This window comes from Antarcticibacterium flavum (assembly GCF_006159205.1).
Lineage (GTDB): Bacteria > Bacteroidota > Bacteroidia > Flavobacteriales > Flavobacteriaceae > Gillisia > Gillisia flava.
In genome coordinates this window covers 2921996-2939455 of the sequence record NZ_CP040812.1, presented here as the reverse complement: position 1 = coordinate 2939455, position 17460 = coordinate 2921996, and the positions used below count along the sequence as shown (strand labels likewise).

At 37.5% G+C, this 17460-nt stretch carries 14 protein-coding genes and 1 tRNA gene; 1 reads left to right on the top strand and 14 read right to left on the bottom strand.

The genetic code is table 11. The features are described 5' to 3' along the window. Nucleotides 1-166: 166 nt before the first annotated feature. From FHG64_RS12700 to FHG64_RS12675, 6 genes are all read right to left on the bottom strand, one after another. Complete coding sequence (locus FHG64_RS12700) at nt 167-2176, bottom strand: hypothetical protein (RefSeq protein ID WP_139066755.1); 2010 nt, start codon at nt 2174-2176, stop codon at nt 167-169. A 45-nt stretch (nt 2177-2221) separates the two neighbouring features. Further along, a complete protein-coding gene (locus tag FHG64_RS12695) occupies nt 2222-3796 on the bottom strand; it encodes a type IV secretory system conjugative DNA transfer family protein (protein WP_139066754.1) in 1575 nt (524 codons plus the stop codon). 26 nt (nt 3797-3822) lie between these two features. After that, nucleotides 3823-4854 (bottom strand): MobB family relaxase, encoded by a 1032-nt coding sequence (mobB, locus tag FHG64_RS12690; protein WP_139066753.1) that lies wholly within the window; start codon nt 4852-4854, stop codon nt 3823-3825. 10 nt (nt 4855-4864) lie between these two features. After that, complete coding sequence (locus tag FHG64_RS12685) at nt 4865-5263, bottom strand: BfmA/BtgA family mobilization protein (protein ID WP_139067968.1); 399 nt, start codon at nt 5261-5263, stop codon at nt 4865-4867. 456 nt (nt 5264-5719) lie between these two features. Then, entirely contained in the window at nt 5720-6169 is a 450-nt protein-coding gene (locus FHG64_RS12680; RefSeq protein ID WP_139066752.1) for a JAB domain-containing protein, read from the bottom strand. 69 nt (nt 6170-6238) lie between these two features. After that, complete coding sequence (locus FHG64_RS12675; RefSeq protein WP_139066751.1) at nt 6239-6595, bottom strand: single-stranded DNA-binding protein; 357 nt, start codon at nt 6593-6595, stop codon at nt 6239-6241. A gap of 395 nt (nt 6596-6990) precedes the next feature. Between FHG64_RS12675 and FHG64_RS12670 the strand changes: the two genes are divergently transcribed. Beyond that, nucleotides 6991-7203 (top strand): hypothetical protein, encoded by a 213-nt coding sequence (locus tag FHG64_RS12670; protein ID WP_139066750.1) that lies wholly within the window; start codon nt 6991-6993, stop codon nt 7201-7203. Between the two features lie 497 nt (nt 7204-7700). Here FHG64_RS12670 and FHG64_RS12665 read toward each other — a convergent pair whose 3' ends face one another. From FHG64_RS12665 to FHG64_RS12630, 8 genes are all read right to left on the bottom strand, one after another. After that, nucleotides 7701-8528, bottom strand: a complete 828-nt coding sequence (locus tag FHG64_RS12665; protein WP_139066749.1) for an RteC domain-containing protein — start codon at nt 8526-8528, stop codon at nt 7701-7703. A 104-nt stretch (nt 8529-8632) separates the two neighbouring features. After that, nucleotides 8633-10339 (bottom strand): helix-turn-helix domain-containing protein, encoded by a 1707-nt coding sequence (locus FHG64_RS12660; RefSeq protein WP_139066748.1) that lies wholly within the window; start codon nt 10337-10339, stop codon nt 8633-8635. 653 nt (nt 10340-10992) lie between these two features. After that, nucleotides 10993-11065 (bottom strand) — tRNA-Met (locus tag FHG64_RS12655). Nucleotides 11066-11175: 110 nt separating this feature from the next. Beyond that, nucleotides 11176-11541, bottom strand: a complete 366-nt coding sequence (locus tag FHG64_RS12650) for a SpoIIAA family protein (protein ID WP_139066747.1) — start codon at nt 11539-11541, stop codon at nt 11176-11178. A 58-nt stretch (nt 11542-11599) separates the two neighbouring features. Continuing rightward, the gene (locus tag FHG64_RS12645) at nt 11600-11782 is read right to left on the bottom strand and encodes a CPXCG motif-containing cysteine-rich protein (protein ID WP_139066746.1); all 183 of its coding nucleotides are present in this window, start codon (nt 11780-11782) and stop codon (nt 11600-11602) included. Nucleotides 11783-11791: 9 nt separating this feature from the next. Further along, nucleotides 11792-13111, bottom strand: a complete 1320-nt coding sequence (locus FHG64_RS12640; protein WP_394344181.1) for a TolC family protein — start codon at nt 13109-13111, stop codon at nt 11792-11794. Continuing rightward, the gene (locus FHG64_RS12635; protein WP_139066744.1) at nt 13104-16304 is read right to left on the bottom strand and encodes an efflux RND transporter permease subunit; all 3201 of its coding nucleotides are present in this window, start codon (nt 16302-16304) and stop codon (nt 13104-13106) included. The genes FHG64_RS12640 and FHG64_RS12635 overlap by 8 nt, the downstream gene beginning before the upstream one ends. Further along, on the bottom strand, nt 16301-17437 hold the full coding sequence (locus FHG64_RS12630; RefSeq protein ID WP_139066743.1) for an efflux RND transporter periplasmic adaptor subunit: 1137 nt from the start codon (nt 17435-17437) through the stop codon (nt 16301-16303). Before FHG64_RS12630 ends, FHG64_RS12635 begins: the two co-directional genes overlap by 4 nt. Between the last annotated feature and the right edge of the window lie 23 nt (nt 17438-17460).

Genomic DNA, 17460 nt, shown 5'->3' with positions numbered 1-17460 from the left:
GATAGTGTTAATGAGTTATTAACATTTTCAAATTTCCGGAATGTGTAGCTATAGATAAACCAATTTAGAAGATTGCCAAATTCTTCGTGAAACTCTTCCCAACAGGAAATAAAATATTAAGAAAGCAATAAGGAAAATGATATTAAAACTCATCCAAGCCAGAAGATCAATGTGTTGGTAGGTTCAATTTGTCGAACAGAATTTGATTTCTTTTTCTTGAATCCCCAATCATCTTATCAAAACTGATTATTTCAGTATAAAGTTCAAAATTACCATTGTACGAGAAAAAACCCTGGTTATCGGGATGAGTAGTAAAATCGGCTTTCTTCGCTAGAGTTCTTAGTTTAGGTGTGAGATCTGAAATAATATAGGCATAAAATGGTGTCCCTTTTCTAATATTTATTGGACGCCCATTAGCATCTATTGCATTATTTTCTTGTATTTCAATTACATAGTTTAAAATTTGGGTAATTGGATTATCAGCTTCGCTATAATCATCCCTCATAGGCTTTTTAAACTCTACAATTACCACAGAAGAATAGTTGTTATTCTCGTTAAGCAAATGAGCTTTATTAAATATTAATAAATCAGGTCTTTTTAAAGATGTAGATTCCGTTCGATTAATACTCGTTAATGGGATGTCTGAAGCCAAATAATCATGGAAAGCCAATCTCTCATCTATTACCCATAAATTATGTTCCTCCAACTGTATTTCATCCGACGTTTTCTTAACAGGAAAAATTAAATTATGAATAATTTCCTCTTTAGAATATTTTCCGTCTTTAGATTTTTTTAAATGTTTATTTAAATGCTGGAGAATATAAGACCTGTGCACCACATATTCAGCCAGCTTCGAATTCCCGACTTCAATTATCTTATTATAAAGCTCAGTATGTGTTTTATCAAAAGCCGATTTATGGTCAATATCCTTTATGGATTTAAGCATTTTGTTAGCGTCACGCTTAACATCTCTTTCTAGCTCATTCTGAAGCTTAAAAAGCTCAATTTCTAAATTTTTCCCACTTAAATTAGAAGATATTTTTTTTAATTCTGATAGTTTGTACTTCTCAAGATATCTGTATCTCGGATGTTTCCTAACAAAACTTCTAATATTCTCAAGTCGCTCCTGCTCGATGACCTTAATATATTCTTGATAAATTTCTCTTACTATAGAAACGGCTTTCTCACTCACTTCAGTTTTTTCTATTTCATCTGGAAAAAATTCATCAGCTTTTGAAAAAGATATTTCTGTCCTTTCTTCATTTACCTTATCGTCAAGGTACTCGCTAGAGACATAGACGGCAAGCGAAAATTTCTCACCTTCTTCATCAGTAAGTTGTTGTTTTAACTCGGGTATAAAATCGGTTAGTTTATCATTAATTACTTCTCGTCTATGGGCTCTATAATGAATTTTATTGTCTGGCTTAGAGGAATACATTTTAACTACTTCAAATTCAAAATTATGTCCTTTAATCTTCGCCACCCTTTTATCCAGAGAGTCACGAGTATAATTCCTGAAGTAATCATTAACAACTATTTCATCATAATTGTCCTTTAGTATAATCCTTGGACAATTTGGCTCTCGGAAAAAGCTGAAGCAGTGTTCAATAATTTTAATTGCTATTTCTTCTAAGTTGCTATTTGTCCACCTCTGAAATCTTTCATTTAAATTTTTAAGGTAAACTACAGTTCGTCTAATTGGACGAGGAGAATCTACTTTAGTTTCCCACGGGTTTTCCACACCATCTTTACTTATTTTGAAATCAAACTTTCGCTGATTATAATTCCCATTGTATTTATAAATACTATCAATATGGACACTGCTAAAGGCACGTAACCAGGTTATTCGCCCTATTCCCTTCCCACCTTTTCCATACTTGTAGCTCGAATGAGCTAAATTAAAAGAATCCCAGTTGGCAGCATTAAATCCTATCCCATTGTCGGTTACTTTAAAAGAAATAATTGGTGGTTTTTTCTCAAACTCTTGGCTATTGGAATCATTACCTAAGTTCTCTTGGGGTAATCTTTCGGCCTCAATTTCAATAATACCAGGTGTCTGCAAATTAAGTTCTTCGATGGCGTGAATGGAATTTACTACAGCTTCAAATAATGGCAGTAGAGCTTTATTACTCGCTAACTTTTTTTCACGAACTTTACCGGCTATATCTATACGCATATGGGATGATGAGCTATTTGTTGAGAGGAACAATTTACACATAAATTAAATAGATTTAAAAGTATTAGAATTACCTTCAAATATCGACCTAGCCTCAATATAGATCCTGTCAAAGTTTGTTGCCAAATCAGCTTTGGAAAACTGCTTCGAAATTTCAGGAATTTCCCGCTGTATATTCGGTAACTTAAACTGAACCTTTTTTTCCTCTCCATCAGCATATGTAATAAACTCCCCTTGCTTTAGGCGGAAAAAGACATCAGCTCTTATTTTCGGAATCTCCTTCTCTCCAGTTGTAATTCGGGTATCAAAATCCAAACTATAACCTCGATTGATACTGGTAGTTTCTTTTTTAACTATTTCAAAAAAGCGCTCATAGTATTTGGCAGTATCAGGATCATTTACTTTTCCGAAGAACTGATAAGAAAGGTTGCTCAAAATAGCTTTGCTTGCTTTGTCTCCATACATCATATCATTCTGGATCTTGTCCTGCATTACATATACCGTGGCTATATCATAACTTCTAAGGGTTGCCGGAATCCGATGCATATTAAGCAAGCGAATGGTCGGGGCTTCTTCCATCAACAAGAAAGAAGGCAAAGATTTGCGAACACTCATTTGTTTTACAACTGTATGGATTATAGTTGCGATAATTGGAGAATAGGAGGTTTCAAATTTAGGATTGTTTACTACGGAAATTACTGCAGGATTTTCAGGGCAATTAATGTTTAATGGCACTTCATCTGCAGAAAGAGCCATAAAAATATTTTGAGTGCTTATGCGCTTTAAGGCATTCGCAAGGGTACTTTTTACTCCAGCCGTTTGCCTTTCGGAATCTTTGCCGCTAATAAAGGCATCTGCCATAGCCCTGGACGTTGTATTGGTCTCTAAAAATTTAATTAAGCTGTCGGTATCCAAATATTGATAAATGGCTATTAAATGGGGTAAGGTGCAAAATTTCGGGTAGGATGTTTTTAATTTCCAAATCAATCCACCTATCAAACCTTCGGCTGCATCATTAAAAAATTTCGTTGTTCCGGAAGATCCCGATTCTCTTTGTTCCAGGAGATTTTCAATTAACACCCGGGAAATTTCATTTACGCTTTCCTCATTATCAAGATAGCGTGGAGCAATAGGATTCACTCTCTGGAAGATTTTATCAAAGGAGATAAGATGGAAAGGAATATTCCCATTTTTAAAAAGTGGGTAAGCCATTTCAGTAAGTTCAAAATCTTTGTAATCGTGAATGACCCCACAGAAATTATGTTCCTGAAAATGTTTTAAGAAACCAAAAACCACACTCTCGGTCTTTCCACTTCCCGCAGATCCTATAATGGACACTCCCCGTTTAATATTTTCAACCTTAAAGTCCTTGCGGCTCGTTTTAAATTTAACTTGATATTTCTTGGGAACTGTATCTATTAATTTACCATCAAAGAAATAAGCATATGCAACGGTGTTCAAAAATATTAGAGGACAAGCCAAAAAGACCATTCCTCTTAGTACAGAATTTACTCCATAACTGAATATGAATATCATCAACAGAATGCAAATATTTGTTATAAAAAGGTAGTATTTGAAACTGTAGTAAAGGAAATAAGTAAATAAACTTTTTGTCTTCATAATATATAATCTTAATAATTGTTCCGTTAAATTCCGATTGAACTGGATTTTATGGCCATATCCACACCCCGTCTTAACTGATTGAAAACTTTAAGCGCCAGTTGTGCCTGATTGGTGGGGATTCCCGGTAGCATTGGCATACCTGACTCACGAAGAATTTTAAATGCTAATGCTTTTTCATTTGTGGGAAGTTTCATCAAAGCAGAAAAATAGCTCTTAGGATCTTTTATAAATTCTTTCCTGGAAGTATAGGTTTCTACAAAATTCCTTTGGTAGCCGAAGGTTTTATCAAAGGTCTTTTCTGCACTTTTAAAAAAGTTATCCCTGTCAAACCCCCTTTTGATCGTTTTGCCATTCAGCGCCACCTCAGATGCTTTATATTTACTTCCGGGAGAAAGACTATAACGATTAGAGGCGTCCTTTCTGCTAACGATGATATGGATATGGCTTTGTGGACCATCTTTTAGCATTCCCTGCACAATTCGCTTTCCATTCTGTTGATGCGGAGCGTCCTTTTCAAGTTTTGTAATTTGCTTTTCAAGTGCTTTAATGTTTCCGTGTATTTCCCCACGGTCAATTTTTCGGATCTCATTTTTTAATTCCAATATCTTACTTGCAAATGGCTGGTTCTCCCGAACCTGTTTGTCATTCCCCTTAAACGTCCTTTGATGCTCAATTTTTGCGTAGTATTTAATATCCTCCACTCCTATTGGTCTCCCGTTAATCTCCCTGTTAAATGAGGCAACATAATCCTTCATAAGTTCCCGGGTATAGCGTTTTAAGTCTTCACTGTGATCCTGCAGACGGTTTAATTCATATTTTGACGGACTCACGGTAATTGAATAAAAACGAGGTTCTGTTTTTTCTAATTTAGCCGTGTTCCCATCAATTTCTCTAATTACTTCCTCTGCGGAAATTTCATCTCCGTACTGATTAAAAAAATGTTCCATGTCCTCCTTCTCCAGTCCCTGATTTTCTTTCTCCAGGTAATCGACAAATCCGGAAGAGCTTTTAGAATATGTCTCTCCCAATTTTTGAGGTGTGATTGTTATATACATATCAAAAAATTTAAAGCTCTTTATGAGGATCCTGCTTCTCCCGGAAACGAACTTCTTGTTTCTCTTCTAAAAATTTCTTCTCCAAAATCAGAGGTTTCTTTTTTGGTTCGGTTTCTTCAAACAGGGATTGCATCATTGCTACCGTCGGCTTCGTTTGGCTTTTCTCAATATCCTTCAAAATGGCAATAACACCATTGATCCTTTTCTTGATCAGGCTCTCAAGGGTTTCCATTTTTGGGCCCAAAACTTCGTTGGGAGAAACACCATTCAGTTCAAAAAATTCAATCATCGACAACAGAGCCATTGATTGGGATTTTGAAATAGAACGGCTGAACCGTCTAAATTTCTTGGCTACAGAAGACTTTATTTTAAAGGTCTCGAACTTCTCTTTTTTATATTCCTCATCCATTTTTTTAGTAAAATTTTTGCCTGTTTTCAATGGTTTCGAAAGGTTTTTAGTAAATAATGTCCTTCCATTAAATATAGATTCATGTAGAATTTTATTTAAAATGCTGTAATACAGTGTTTTAAATAAAAAAAGGAATAACATAACGCGGCTCTGCCCGTTACCCTCTTGCTATTCCTTTTTTGTCCCGCTAAAGCGGGACAAAATTTTAATACAATCTGGCAAACGCCAATTGCTCATTTGTGGAATTAAAAAATTCCTTCTAAAAAATTATGATTGAAAATAGTTACCAGCGAAAGTCAAAAATGGGATAACTATAAAATATTTGTGCTGAGTTACAGCATTTTAAAGATACATTTTTTAATTGAACCAAAGCTCAAATTTAATTTGAGGTTTAAAATTTTTATATAAAAAAGACCTGAAAGTAATCAGGTCTTAATTTCTTTGGTTTATTTAAAATTATAGCAAACCTTCATCGGCAAAACTGAAATAATCTCCGTCTGGAGTAATAATTAAATGATCAAGAATTTTCACGTCTAAAAGTATCCCTGCACTCTTAATTTTCTGAGTGAGGCTTTTATCTGCTTCACTGGGTTTTAAAGTTCCGGATGGATGGTTATGTGCAAGAATCACAGAAGTAGTAAGGCTCTTTAAAATTACCGCAAAAATAATTCGCAGATCTACCAAGGTGCCGGTAATTCCTCCCGTGGAAACCTCATAAATTCCTTTAACCTTATTGGCGTTATTTAAAAGAATAACTTTAAAACATTCCTGCAGCCCAATTTGGTCTTTGTTCCAAGTTTCAAATAGCAATTCTTTGGCACTCATAGAAGAGGTTATCTTCGGTGCCTGTGCGATTTTAAAATTTCCATTATATTTTATGGAAATTTCGTTAACTTTATTTTTCATTGTGATCTTTATTAAAAGGTGAATAATGAAAGAGGGCGCAACATTCCACTGGGACGCCCTCTTAATTTTTTAATCCGCTGAATTATTGCCGTTCTTAATGCTTAACAAAAGAATTTCTTTTGCTTCAACTTCCGTAACATAGCGTGTATTGCTTTCTTTATCCTCGTAGCTTCGGTATTTCAATTTTCCGCTTACTACGATCTCGGAACCCTTACCGGCATATTTCTCTATAATTTCGGCAGTTTTACCCCAGGCTACAATATTGTGCCACTGGGTGTCCTGCACTCTTTCACCATTAGAATTTTTGTGAAATTCATTAGTGGCAAGTGAAAAATTTGCTACTTTTTTACCGCTCTCAAGATGGATAATTGAAGGTTCCTGTCCGAGATTTCCAATTAACTGCACGTGATTTTTAATAGTTTTCATAATAAAAAATTTAAAGGTTAAAATGCTGTCCGAACCATTCAGACAGTTTTCGTTTCTATTTTTTTAAAGTGATTTACTTATTTTATCTGGAGCGTTTTCCTTTTTTGTTTTTTGGTGCCGCTTCCTTTTTGATGTTTTTGAACGATTTCATAAGATTTATTTTAGATTTACTTCCTATAGCGCCCTCGCTGTTACCTTTTTTGTTGCTGATACATTTTCAATATTTGGAATTGATAAGGACTTATAAAAAGGAGGCACGACTGGCTTATGCAGTCTGTTCAACTTCCAAATGTTGGTATTTTGCTTTCAAAAAAGGTTTTTGCAGTGAGGGTGCGGGAGTATATCTAAAGGCTTTTGTGAAGTACCAATACATAGGAAGCGGCACCAAATGATTAATGGAATTCCGATTTGGCGGACTCCGTTCACGATTTCATATTGAAATTGAGCGGGCTTCCCTGGCAGAGGGAAGGGCGTGGAATGGAAAGGAGAAATTGGGGATGGGGTCCAAGACCTTTATAGGGAAGCTCTTTGCCCGAAATGGAGCTTTTTGCGAAATGGAGCGGCAATGTGCTGACCGGGTTATTAAAATATTAGTACACTTTAAGTAGAGGGGACTAGAGATAGATTTGACAATTTAGTCACTTAGGAGATTATAAAAAAAGTGGAATTGAAAATTTCTGTTTCACAAAGGAAAAAAGTAAGAGTTTTTATGTCCGGGTAAGAAATAATAAGGTATGGGAAGAGTTTGAATGGAGCAGGAGTGAAATTAAAAACTAATAAATTCACCTGGCGGACTCAGGTGAAAAAGTGGTTTTGGATAATTAAGCTGGTAGGTAGAGATTCAGAATTGCACCAGGAACTTTATAAAGCAGTAATGCCGGTTTTTCACCTGTGTCTAAGAACCCTTTCAAGAGGCTCTTTTTCCTGCAGGGACGGCAGGGAAATGTGCCTCGGGTATGTTAGCACAATCTGGATATGGAGCAGCAGGGTTTTCACAAAACCAATTTCTGAGTAATCTGACCCGCCCTTTGCTAACTTTAATTGGAATTTTATTTACAAAGACTTTCTTTGGTATTGAAAATTTTAAAGTATGATTATTAAAACGTTATTGTTTTTCATCCTCTTCTACTTTTCGTTCAAACCTCCAGGTTAATTCATCGAGAAATTTGGATTTTTTGCCTTTCCGCATTTTTATTTCTGAATAAGTCTTATAAATGTTATCGAACTTGATCTGGAAAAAATCTTCAAATGATGTGGCTATAGTAATTAAATCAACTGTTCCGTTGTTGATGGACCCCGCATGTTGTAGAGCATATATTAGCTCAACAAGAGATACTTTGGAAGCAGTCCAGTGAAGCTCTTTTCTTTTTCCACTCACATTACCGGAAACAGTAGTAGAATCATTTAAATAATCGTTAAGAAGAGGCAAAAGCATACGGTAAGCTTTTAGCTCACCTAGCAGAATATCTTTTGAAGTGGAGAAATTAGGATCTTCATAATAACAGCCATACACCGTAAAGTTATCTCCTAAATTAAACTCACGGGTGAAATAATATTTGTCCAGGTGATCCTGATCTAAATCAATGTACTGAACAAACTCCTTATTACAATTGAAGAAATTACTGGCTTCTTCAATTTTTCTTTCCACATAAATTTTTCTAGGATCTCCTCCAATTGGTAAACTTGCTTCAAATTCTTTAAGGTGTAGGTAGAAGATGAGATTTACAAGAGGAATTTGTTTGTGTAACTTAAAAAAAGCTATTTCATCTACAGAGGTATTAAATTTCTTTTGTGCAATTTGGTGTCGAAAAGTTTCTAATAATTTTCTACAGAGTATAATTATCTGACTATAAATAGTTATTCTGGTTTGAGAAGATCTTTCTAAAGTATAGATTTCTTTCTCTAATTCTTGATTAACCAAATTAAAGTCCATTGAAGTTTAATTTTATTTCAATTTCCTCCAAAAGAATTACTTAAGAAAATAGAGTTTACCGGGCTTTATAAATGAATTAGTCCGTTTATAAAGAATCAGGTAATTTAGATTTCTAAACCCCCTGCTTTTCTTGCTTTTAATTCGGCTATAAATCTTGAGGGATATACGCCGGTCTCTTTTAAGAAGGCCTTCGAAAAAGATTCTCCTGTTTTGAAGCCGAAGAGTTCCGCCAATCCTTGATTACTATACTTTGTAAGTTCCAGATTAATTTTCAACTCCTGAATGGCATAGGAAATCCTTAGTTCCTTTAGATAGTTTGGAAAACTTTTCTTTTTATAGTAGTTAATTACTAAAGAGAGATAAGAGGTATTTGTATGTAATTCATTTGCAAGAGTAGGCAAATCAAGGACCTTGTCAAGGTATCGATTGCTATTCTCAAAATTATCCAACTTGAGTATTAGATCATTCTTAATATCTTCAGGTATTGCAAGTGAAAAATCTAAGGTCTTTTTAGAAACGGGTTTTTTTTTTGGCTCTTCCTCCATAAGAATGCGTAATCTCCTCTTCATTTTCCTATTCCTGGTATAGAAATGAAGGCCGGAAAGTATTGTTATTCCTCCTAAAAATCCTGCCAATAACTTGTACCTCCTCTTGGCCTTCAACTGGTTTTGGAGTTTTAATTTTTGCTGTTTTAAAAGAGGAATATCTAAAGCTAATGTTGATTTGTTAAGGATCCGCTCCTGTCCACTAGAAAGGACACTGTCATAGTAGACCAGTTTATCAATATAATCTATTTGCTTCTCCTTATTATTCTGCTGAATAGTATGTAAAATGAGATGATGATAAACATCTTTAATTTCTGGAAATCCATCCTGAGTGTAGTTTACAATTGAATCAATTTTTTCAAAGTATTCAATCGCCTTTTCTGTATTCCCAAGTTGATCCTGGATCTTGCCGAGATAATAAAGTTTAATTGCTTTACTGGTGCCTTCTAAACTGGAAACATACTTTTCTAAAGTGTCATTTGCGGTCTGTAGATTATCTTCATAATAATTAATTTGCGCATCCAACAGAACAAAGTCTTTAAAGTTGCGATCATCATTACGAGTGATTTCTATGCCTTGTGCCGCATAAATTCGAGCCGAATCATTTTCCTTTAAACGTAATTGAGTAAGTGAAAGGTTGTACAATAAGACTATATAATCAGAATAGTGCTCTCTTTTATACTTCTTATTCTTTTTGAGCAGGTTTAAAGCTTTGTTGTACAGTTCCAGGGCTGCATAATGTTGCCCTGTTAAATTTCTAATTGCAGCAATAGCTAGAGATATCTCCCTTTGTTGTTCAATATTTTTCTTTTTTTCTGCCAGTTGGAGAGCTATTAAATAATTGTCCAGGGCTAATTCAAGTCTTCCAGAATGATAGTAATAATGGCCTTTTAGGGAATAACCCACCGTTGGATAATTATGATGAGTACTGGCTTGAGTTAGATTAATAATAGAATCAGCATAATCTAAGGCTTTTTCATCATCTGAAATTGCGTATTTATAATAAATAGCGTGAGCAATCTCCAACGTGTCCTCTTCTGCTTTCGCTTTTGCAATATGGAAATTAACCAGTTTATCTAACTTACCTAATTCTTCATCTTCAAATAATTTTGTCTCCTTCGATCTAATTTCTTTATACGAAAGAGACTGAAGATCCTGAAAATTAAATTCAATTTTATTCTGGCCAGACATTTCTACACACGAAGGATAGAGGAAAACTCCCAATAAAAACAAATTGGCTTTGAAGATTTTTTTCGAAGTGCTCATAATATCTAAGTTAGTAGTTAAAAAATTTTTGACCTATAGAGGAACTCTAAATAGAAGGCTTCTTTGGTAATGCATATGAAATGTAAATCATTCCTGTAAGCAGTGTTCTAACGTTCTTGCCTGTCAGAAGTGTGAAAAATTCACTTATAAAAATCAATTTAAAGATACTACTGAAATGGCCACGAGAATGATTTGCCTGATGGTGTTTTATAAATTACGATGCTTTAGTGCAGATAAGAATAGACTATGGGATTTACTTATAGTTTTATCTAAACACTTGAAGAATGTAACAGATAAACATTTACAGAAAAAATTTTCGACTTTGTATAATTTATTTAAAATGTAGAGTCAGTTAGAATTACCTTCTGGTTTTCTGATAAAGTCATGGAGGTTATACTTCTGTAAGGGATCAAAATTGCTTTCTTCTTCTATTTGTGACAGGGTCGGGAATGGACCATAAACTATTACTACGGAAGAGAGCCTTTAATCAATCTGAACTAAATTATTCTTCAATCCAATACCAATTCAATTGTTTTAATATTAAATGATATCAAATGGAATGTGGAGGAGAAAAGAGCAGAATGTTGTACCTATGTTGTACCTGCGGCCAAAAATAAAGGCCTCACATTTCTGTGAAGCCTTGTCATTACTAGTAGCGGGAACTGGACTCGAACCAGTGACCTTCGGGTTATGAGCCCGACGAGCTACCTACTGCTCTATCCCGCGATATATTGTAAAAATAAATTTTTTAAGAACTTGCGACAAGCATTGTTACTGCGTTATCGGATGGCAAATATACAACGGTTTTCTACTTTGACAAAAGAAATTTTAAAAAATTATTCAGCTATCCAGTTCATAGCCACAATGCGGTCTTTATGAGTAAAGACTTCCACTTCTGCCTCCATTAATAAGTCCTTGGCTTTCATTGCTTTTTGAAAAATTCCTGAGCAGGTCACAACCGCAATCTTTTTAAATCGTGCAGCATTTTTTAACTTGAACAGCAAATCTTTCAGGATTATATTTACAGGAATATCCACTCCTTCCCTGATCTCGACAAACAAATTCATGGGTTTTTCACGATCGAACTTCTCCTCAATGATCTTGTGGATTTCATCAAGCAGCTTTTTATTGACATTGGAATCTATCATGATTCCCACGACATCATCAGAAAATTCAAAAGTAGAAACCATAGCTAATTTCATTTTTCTCTAAATTTAACCAAAACCACTACATTTCAGTTAAATAGAAAGTTAAATAAAACTATTGCTCAATACTATTGGCAGCGAAAGATGAAATATCATTATCTTCAAAACTCACACTTATCTGGATGGGATTGCAACATACTTCACAATCTTCCACATAGGATTGGCTACCCACAGAGGGATCGAGCAGCACAGAGATCTCCTCCCAGCAATAAGGACATTGAAAGAAATATTCGTGCATTGAATTATATTAAAACTCTACATTGAGTAGCTGGCCTGTAAGCTGTAACACCTGCAATTCTGCCAGCTTGGCGTCATACTTTGCCAAATTCTTACTGGTCCTGGCATTTATAAGATTTATTTGTGCCTGCCTGAATTCAATAGAGGTGATTTGGCCCACCTTGAACTGCTCCTGGGAGCGCTCAAAGTTATTTTCATTGGTAAGCACATTCTTCTCCTGGACCTCATAAATTATACGTTTATTCTCGTAGTCTCCCAGGGCATTGGCAATATCCCTGTTCACCTCCAGCAATATTTGCTGTTTAAACAGCTCCTCATTTTCCTGTCTTATTTTCGCATTCCTGATATTCGTTATGGTCGTACCTCCGTCAAATAGATCCCAGGAAAGGCTTAGACTTGCGCCATAGCCCAAAGTGGTACTGGACTGCACAAAAGACGTGGCAGGCAGGTTCGCAGTATTCCAGCCATAGGACCCATTAAGCCCTACTGTTGGTAAATACCCACTCCTGGCTACCTTTATAGCATAGTCTGAAATATTTATAGCACTTTCAGCCTGCAAAAGGGAAACATTGTTCTGTCTTGCCTCCTGTAAATAATTTTCCAGCTGTAGTTTGGTGATAAAAGTGACAGTTGTATCTACTACAAAATTTTCCAACGGGATCTCCTGTTCATTCAGGATTACATTTAAATCGCGTTTGGCATTGGCCAACTGCTGCCGGGTGTTCAATAAAAGGATACTGTCATTGTTTACATCAACCTCTGCATTAAGTATCCCTAACCTGTTGGCCTGCCCAAATTCAAACTGATACCTGGCCCGGGTGATCCTTTCCTTAGATGTTTCCAATGTCTCCTCCAATACCTCTACATTCTCTGTAAGCCGTGCTACTTCAAAATATACCGTAAGCAGTTGCAGGATAGTGTTTTCAATAGTCTCTCTGGCTTCAAGTTTGGTAAGATTGTACTGCTCCTTGAGCTGCTTAAAATTATACCACCTCCCAAGGCCGTCAAAAAGGGTGTAATTAAGATTGACCGAGGCATTATACCTATTGGTCTTTGCACCATCCACAACGCGCTCTTCCCCTCCCTGCAGGGTAGCATTTATATCTTCATTATTATAATTGGCACCGGCAAGACCACTTATGGAAGGCAGGTAACCAGAATTGAGAATGCTCTGGCTGTTATCTGCTATCTCAACCATATTCTGCGACATCCTTATACCATAATTATTTTCCAGGGTCTTGATAATAGCCTCTTCTTTGCTTAGCACCTGTGTTTGAGAATAGGTGTTACCTGCAACAAAAAGGAAAAGGAAGGTTAGGGATCTAAACATTCTCTGCATGCGATTCTTTTTCTTTTTGTTCTTTCAAAGCTCTTTCCACATCTTCATTCTTAACTTTTTTACCTGTTGCCAGCCAAATAGTTCCAACCTTGGTATAATTACTAAGGGCGAGGAATAATGGTAACAACAGCAAAGTAAGAACAGTAGCTATTCCTATCCCATACGCAATAGATATTGCCATAGGCTTGAGGAACTGGGCCTGCCTGCTCTTTTCAAAGATAAGTGGTGCAAGTCCTGCTATGGTGGTAAGGGAGGTAAGGAAGATCGCTCTAAACCTGGACCTGCCGGCTTCATAAAGTGCTTTTTCAAATTTCATCCCCTCCAGGAGGTAATTATTGAATTTTCCAATAAGGACCAGCCCATCATTTACCATAATCCCGATGAGGGCAATTATCCCAAGTGCAGACAGGAAGTTGATTGGAAACCCATGGATCCAGTGGCCCCATGCTACCCCTATGATACTAAAAGGAATCATAAGCATAAGCAGGAATGGCTGGCTATAACTTCTAAAAGTAAATGCTATGGTAGCATAAATTAGGAAAAGTACGATAGGCAACACCTTTTTGGCTGAATTGGTCAGCTTGTTTCCTTCCCTGTTCTGCCCTTCATATGAGACTGAAAGTGAAGGATATTTATTAAGAAGATCTGGCATCACATTGCTTTGGATGTCAAAAAGTATATCTGTAGCACTGCCATTGGGATCCTCCATATCTGCACTTACCCTTATTTCCCTTAGTCCGTCCAGGTGGCTTATAGACTCGGTTCCCCGTATTATTTCATATTCCGCAATTTCACGGAAAGGGACCCTGTTACCCGTTGGGGTAATGATCCTGTAATCATCCAGCTTTGTGATAGAAGAACGTTCAGACAGGTCATAACGCACCCAAACCCGTACCTCATCCTGCCCCCTTTGGAAGCGCTGGGCCTGCGTACCAAAGAATGCATTCCTTACCTGCCTCATCACATTGTTAAGGTCCAGGCCTAAGGCATATGCATTTTGCTTAAGCTTAATATCTATTTCCTTGATACCTTTTGGATCATTATCTGTGACATCCTTAAGCAGGGTATTATTTTCAAAAATCTGCTTGAGCTCCTCCTTGGCGGCTTCCAGCTCTGCAATATTATTTCCCAACAATGAAACCGAGACTGGGCTGCCTCCAAAATTACCTCCACTACCAAAGGTGAGGCTCTCCACCCCAAATACAGGGCCTACCTCATCCCTAATAGCATTGGTGATATCTGGCGAGGCGAAATCCCGTTCTTCCCCGGGCAGGAGGTTAACCTGCAGCGAAGCTTTATTATTCCCCGGGCCTACTCTTTTAATGGTATTTTCTACCACCTGCTTATTTCCGGTTTGTCGGGCTGTAAAGTCTTCATTAACCCTCCATGCAGCTTCCTCTACCAGAGTAATGATAGAATCAGTTTTTGCGGGATTGGTACCTTCTGCCATTAAAAGGTCAATAGAAACCCTGTCACTGGCAATACTTGGAAAAAGAGTAAGCCTTATCACTCCGCCTCCAATGGCACCTATTGTTAAAATAAGGAACACGAGGATGATCGATAGACTCATTATAGGCTGCCTTAGCACAAATCGCAACGCGGGGCTGTAAGTAGTGTCGCGCATATAACGCATTATCCTATCCCCCGTACGGTTGAACCCACGCAAATAGTTAAAGATCTTGTCAACCTTGGACTTTTTCTTCTCTTTGGTATTCCTTACAAGCGCTTTGGAATGGGCAATATGGGCAGGTAATATTATAAATGCCTCTACAAGGGAAACTATAAGAGTGAGAATTACCACAGTAGACACCTCTGCAAAATACTCCCCAATCCTGCTGTCCAGGAACAGGAAGGTTCCAAACGCCAGGATGGTTGTAATAATTGCCGAAATAACCGGCGGCACCACTTCCATTGTCCCGTCAATTGCAGCCTGTACAGGATTTTTACCTTTTTCGTAATGCTGATAGATATTTTCAGAAATAACTATCCCGTCATCTACCAGGATCCCTATCACTATGATCATTCCAAAAAGGGAAAGTACGTTGATGGTAACTCCAAACTGGGATGCAAAAATGAACATTCCAAGGAAAGCCACCGGTAATCCAAAGGCCACCCAAAAGGCCAGCCTGGTATTCAGGAAAAAGGAAAGAAACAATAACACCAGTAAGATCCCTACAAAGCCATTTTCAAGAAGCAACCTGGTACGCTGGTTAAGGGTGATGGAAGAATCACTTACTACATTAAGCTGTATATTGGAATTCTTTTCATTAAATTCATCAACATATGCATTTACCTTGGCTGCCGTTGACAGCAGGTCCTCATTGTTGGTATTGCTTATATTGATTGTAACTGCCATATTCCCGTTAAAGTAAAGGGCATTTGGAGTTTCAGAGAACCTATCCCTTACCACTGCCACGTCCCTTAATCTAATGGTTTGACCGGTAGGGCTGGACCTTACCACCAGGTCATTCAAAGCATCACCATAATAGGACCTGTTATTGGCCCTAATAAGATAATCTTCAGCATAAGTTTTTATAGTCCCTCCTGTTGTAAGTATATTGGCATTGCCCACGGCAGCAGCCACCTCTTCAAAACTAAGATTATAGGCAAGCAGGTCATCCTGCCTCACGGCGATCTCGATCTCCTGCTCGGGATACCCAAAAATCTCTATTTGGGAGATCCCATCTATCGCCCTCATATCATTCTCGATTTGCTGGGCTATTTGCTTCAGGGTTTGCAACGGAATATTCTCCCCGCTAACGGAGAAGCTTATGGTAGGCCGTACCCTCTCTTCCTTGGCCACAACCAGGGGCTCCATTCCTGTAGGGAAGTTCGGCACCCTGTCCACCGCATTCTTAACTTCAGAGAGTATCACATCAATATTCTGTCCCTGCTCGATCTCAACAGTTATGGAACCACCACTTTCCCTGGCCACACTGGTAACCCTGTCTATACCTATAAGGCCTTTTAGGTTATCCTCGATCTTCAAAATGATGCCCTCCTCTATTTCCTCTGGTGAGGAACCGGGATAGGCTACATTGATATTTATAATTCGGGATTCTTCCAGAGGAAAAAAGGAAGATTTCATATTGAGGATCCCCACGATCCCAAATATTATAAAAGCAAAGACCACCACATTTACGGCGACCTCATACTTAATGAAATAACTTATTATTTTTCTCAATTTGCGCGGGATTTAACCGGGTTGGGGGTTTCACTTATTTCCACCAGCATCCCGGAGTAAGCTCCCGGCACCGGGGAATTTATCAAATAAGCACCATCCTGAAGACCCTTTATCACCACTTTTTCTGAAGAGTTGTAGATGATCTCCACTTCAGCCAGCACCAGGGTGTTATCCCGTACAACATATACTTTATTTTGATCTACCAGCAATTGTCTCGGGATCTCGATAGCATCTTCAACATTACGGGCTTCCAGTTGAGCTTCCAGGTACATTCCCTCCCGCACGTTCTCGTCCTGAATATTAATAAAAACCTGTATGGTTTGAGATTCCTGGTCTATCCTGCTATTGATCCTGCTTACCGTTCCCTCAAAGGTTTGGGTCCCTTCAAGATTGGTAAGGGTAACCTTCTCACCCTTCTCCAATAAGTCACTGAAGGATTTTCTTATAGCGACTTCCAATTCAAACTCTGTAGGATCTATAAATTCCCCTAGCTTTTGACCTGGTCTAATTAAGGAACCTACGGTAACAGCTGCTTCTGTAAGCACTCCACTATAGGGAGCAACTACGATGAACTTGTTTAACCTGGCTTCAAGGTTCTTGATGTTGTAATATGCAGATACTATTCCCCGTCCTGCGATAAAATATTTTTCCTGGTTCGATTCGGTTTCAGGCAGGGGAGCAAGGTTTCGGTTTACATCAAAATTATTGAGATACTCCTCCCATTTTGGATAAAATTCAGGGTAATCCAGTCTAAGGTCGGGCATAATAGCTGTAATACTATTATAAAGTTCACTACGTGCAGATCTTACATTCGCCACAAATTCTGAAGCATCAAGATTAAGGAGCACCTGCCCTCGGTTATACTGTTGCCCGGGCCTGAATGGCTTACTGCTGCTCCTGAAAACCCCTTCCACTTCAGAAAAAAGCTCGGTCTTATTAAGAGCGGTTACGGTACCATTGGCGGGAATTATAATAGGCACAGTTCGATTTTCAACTGTATCTACAAAAACCGTTTTCACCACTTTGTTTTGTGGTGGCCTTTCAACTGTATTGCTGTCAATAATGGCTTTTGCCCCAAAAAGGGCTGCTACCACCAGCAGGACTCCAATTATGGAGAGTATGATCTTACGCATGAAATGATATTAATTGTGCTTTA

Bases quoted from the DNA above. Each gene is read 5' to 3' on its own strand.
- FHG64_RS12685 (WP_139067968.1), bottom strand. From the start codon at position 5,263: ATGGATGAGGAATATAAAAAAGAGAAGTTCGAGACCTTTAAAATAAAG.
- FHG64_RS12630 (WP_139066743.1), bottom strand. From the start codon at position 17,437: ATGCGTAAGATCATACTCTCCATAATTGGAGTCCTGCTGGTGGTAGCA.
- FHG64_RS12640 (WP_394344181.1), bottom strand. From the start codon at position 13,111: ATGTTTAGATCCCTAACCTTCCTTTTCCTTTTTGTTGCAGGTAACACC.
- FHG64_RS12695 (WP_139066754.1), bottom strand. From the start codon at position 3,796: ATGAAGACAAAAAGTTTATTTACTTATTTCCTTTACTACAGTTTCAAA.
- FHG64_RS12645 (WP_139066746.1), bottom strand. From the start codon at position 11,782: ATGCACGAATATTTCTTTCAATGTCCTTATTGCTGGGAGGAGATCTCT.
- FHG64_RS12680 (WP_139066752.1), bottom strand. From the start codon at position 6,169: ATGAAAAATAAAGTTAACGAAATTTCCATAAAATATAATGGAAATTTT.
- FHG64_RS12700 (WP_139066755.1), bottom strand. From the start codon at position 2,176: ATGCGTATAGATATAGCCGGTAAAGTTCGTGAAAAAAAGTTAGCGAGT.
- FHG64_RS12670 (WP_139066750.1), top strand. From the start codon at position 6,991: ATGGAATTCCGATTTGGCGGACTCCGTTCACGATTTCATATTGAAATT.
- FHG64_RS12665 (WP_139066749.1), bottom strand. From the start codon at position 8,528: ATGGACTTTAATTTGGTTAATCAAGAATTAGAGAAAGAAATCTATACT.
- FHG64_RS12650 (WP_139066747.1), bottom strand. From the start codon at position 11,541: ATGAAATTAGCTATGGTTTCTACTTTTGAATTTTCTGATGATGTCGTG.
- FHG64_RS12675 (WP_139066751.1), bottom strand. From the start codon at position 6,595: ATGAAAACTATTAAAAATCACGTGCAGTTAATTGGAAATCTCGGACAG.
- FHG64_RS12660 (WP_139066748.1), bottom strand. From the start codon at position 10,339: ATGAGCACTTCGAAAAAAATCTTCAAAGCCAATTTGTTTTTATTGGGA.
- mobB (WP_139066753.1), bottom strand. From the start codon at position 4,854: ATGTATATAACAATCACACCTCAAAAATTGGGAGAGACATATTCTAAA.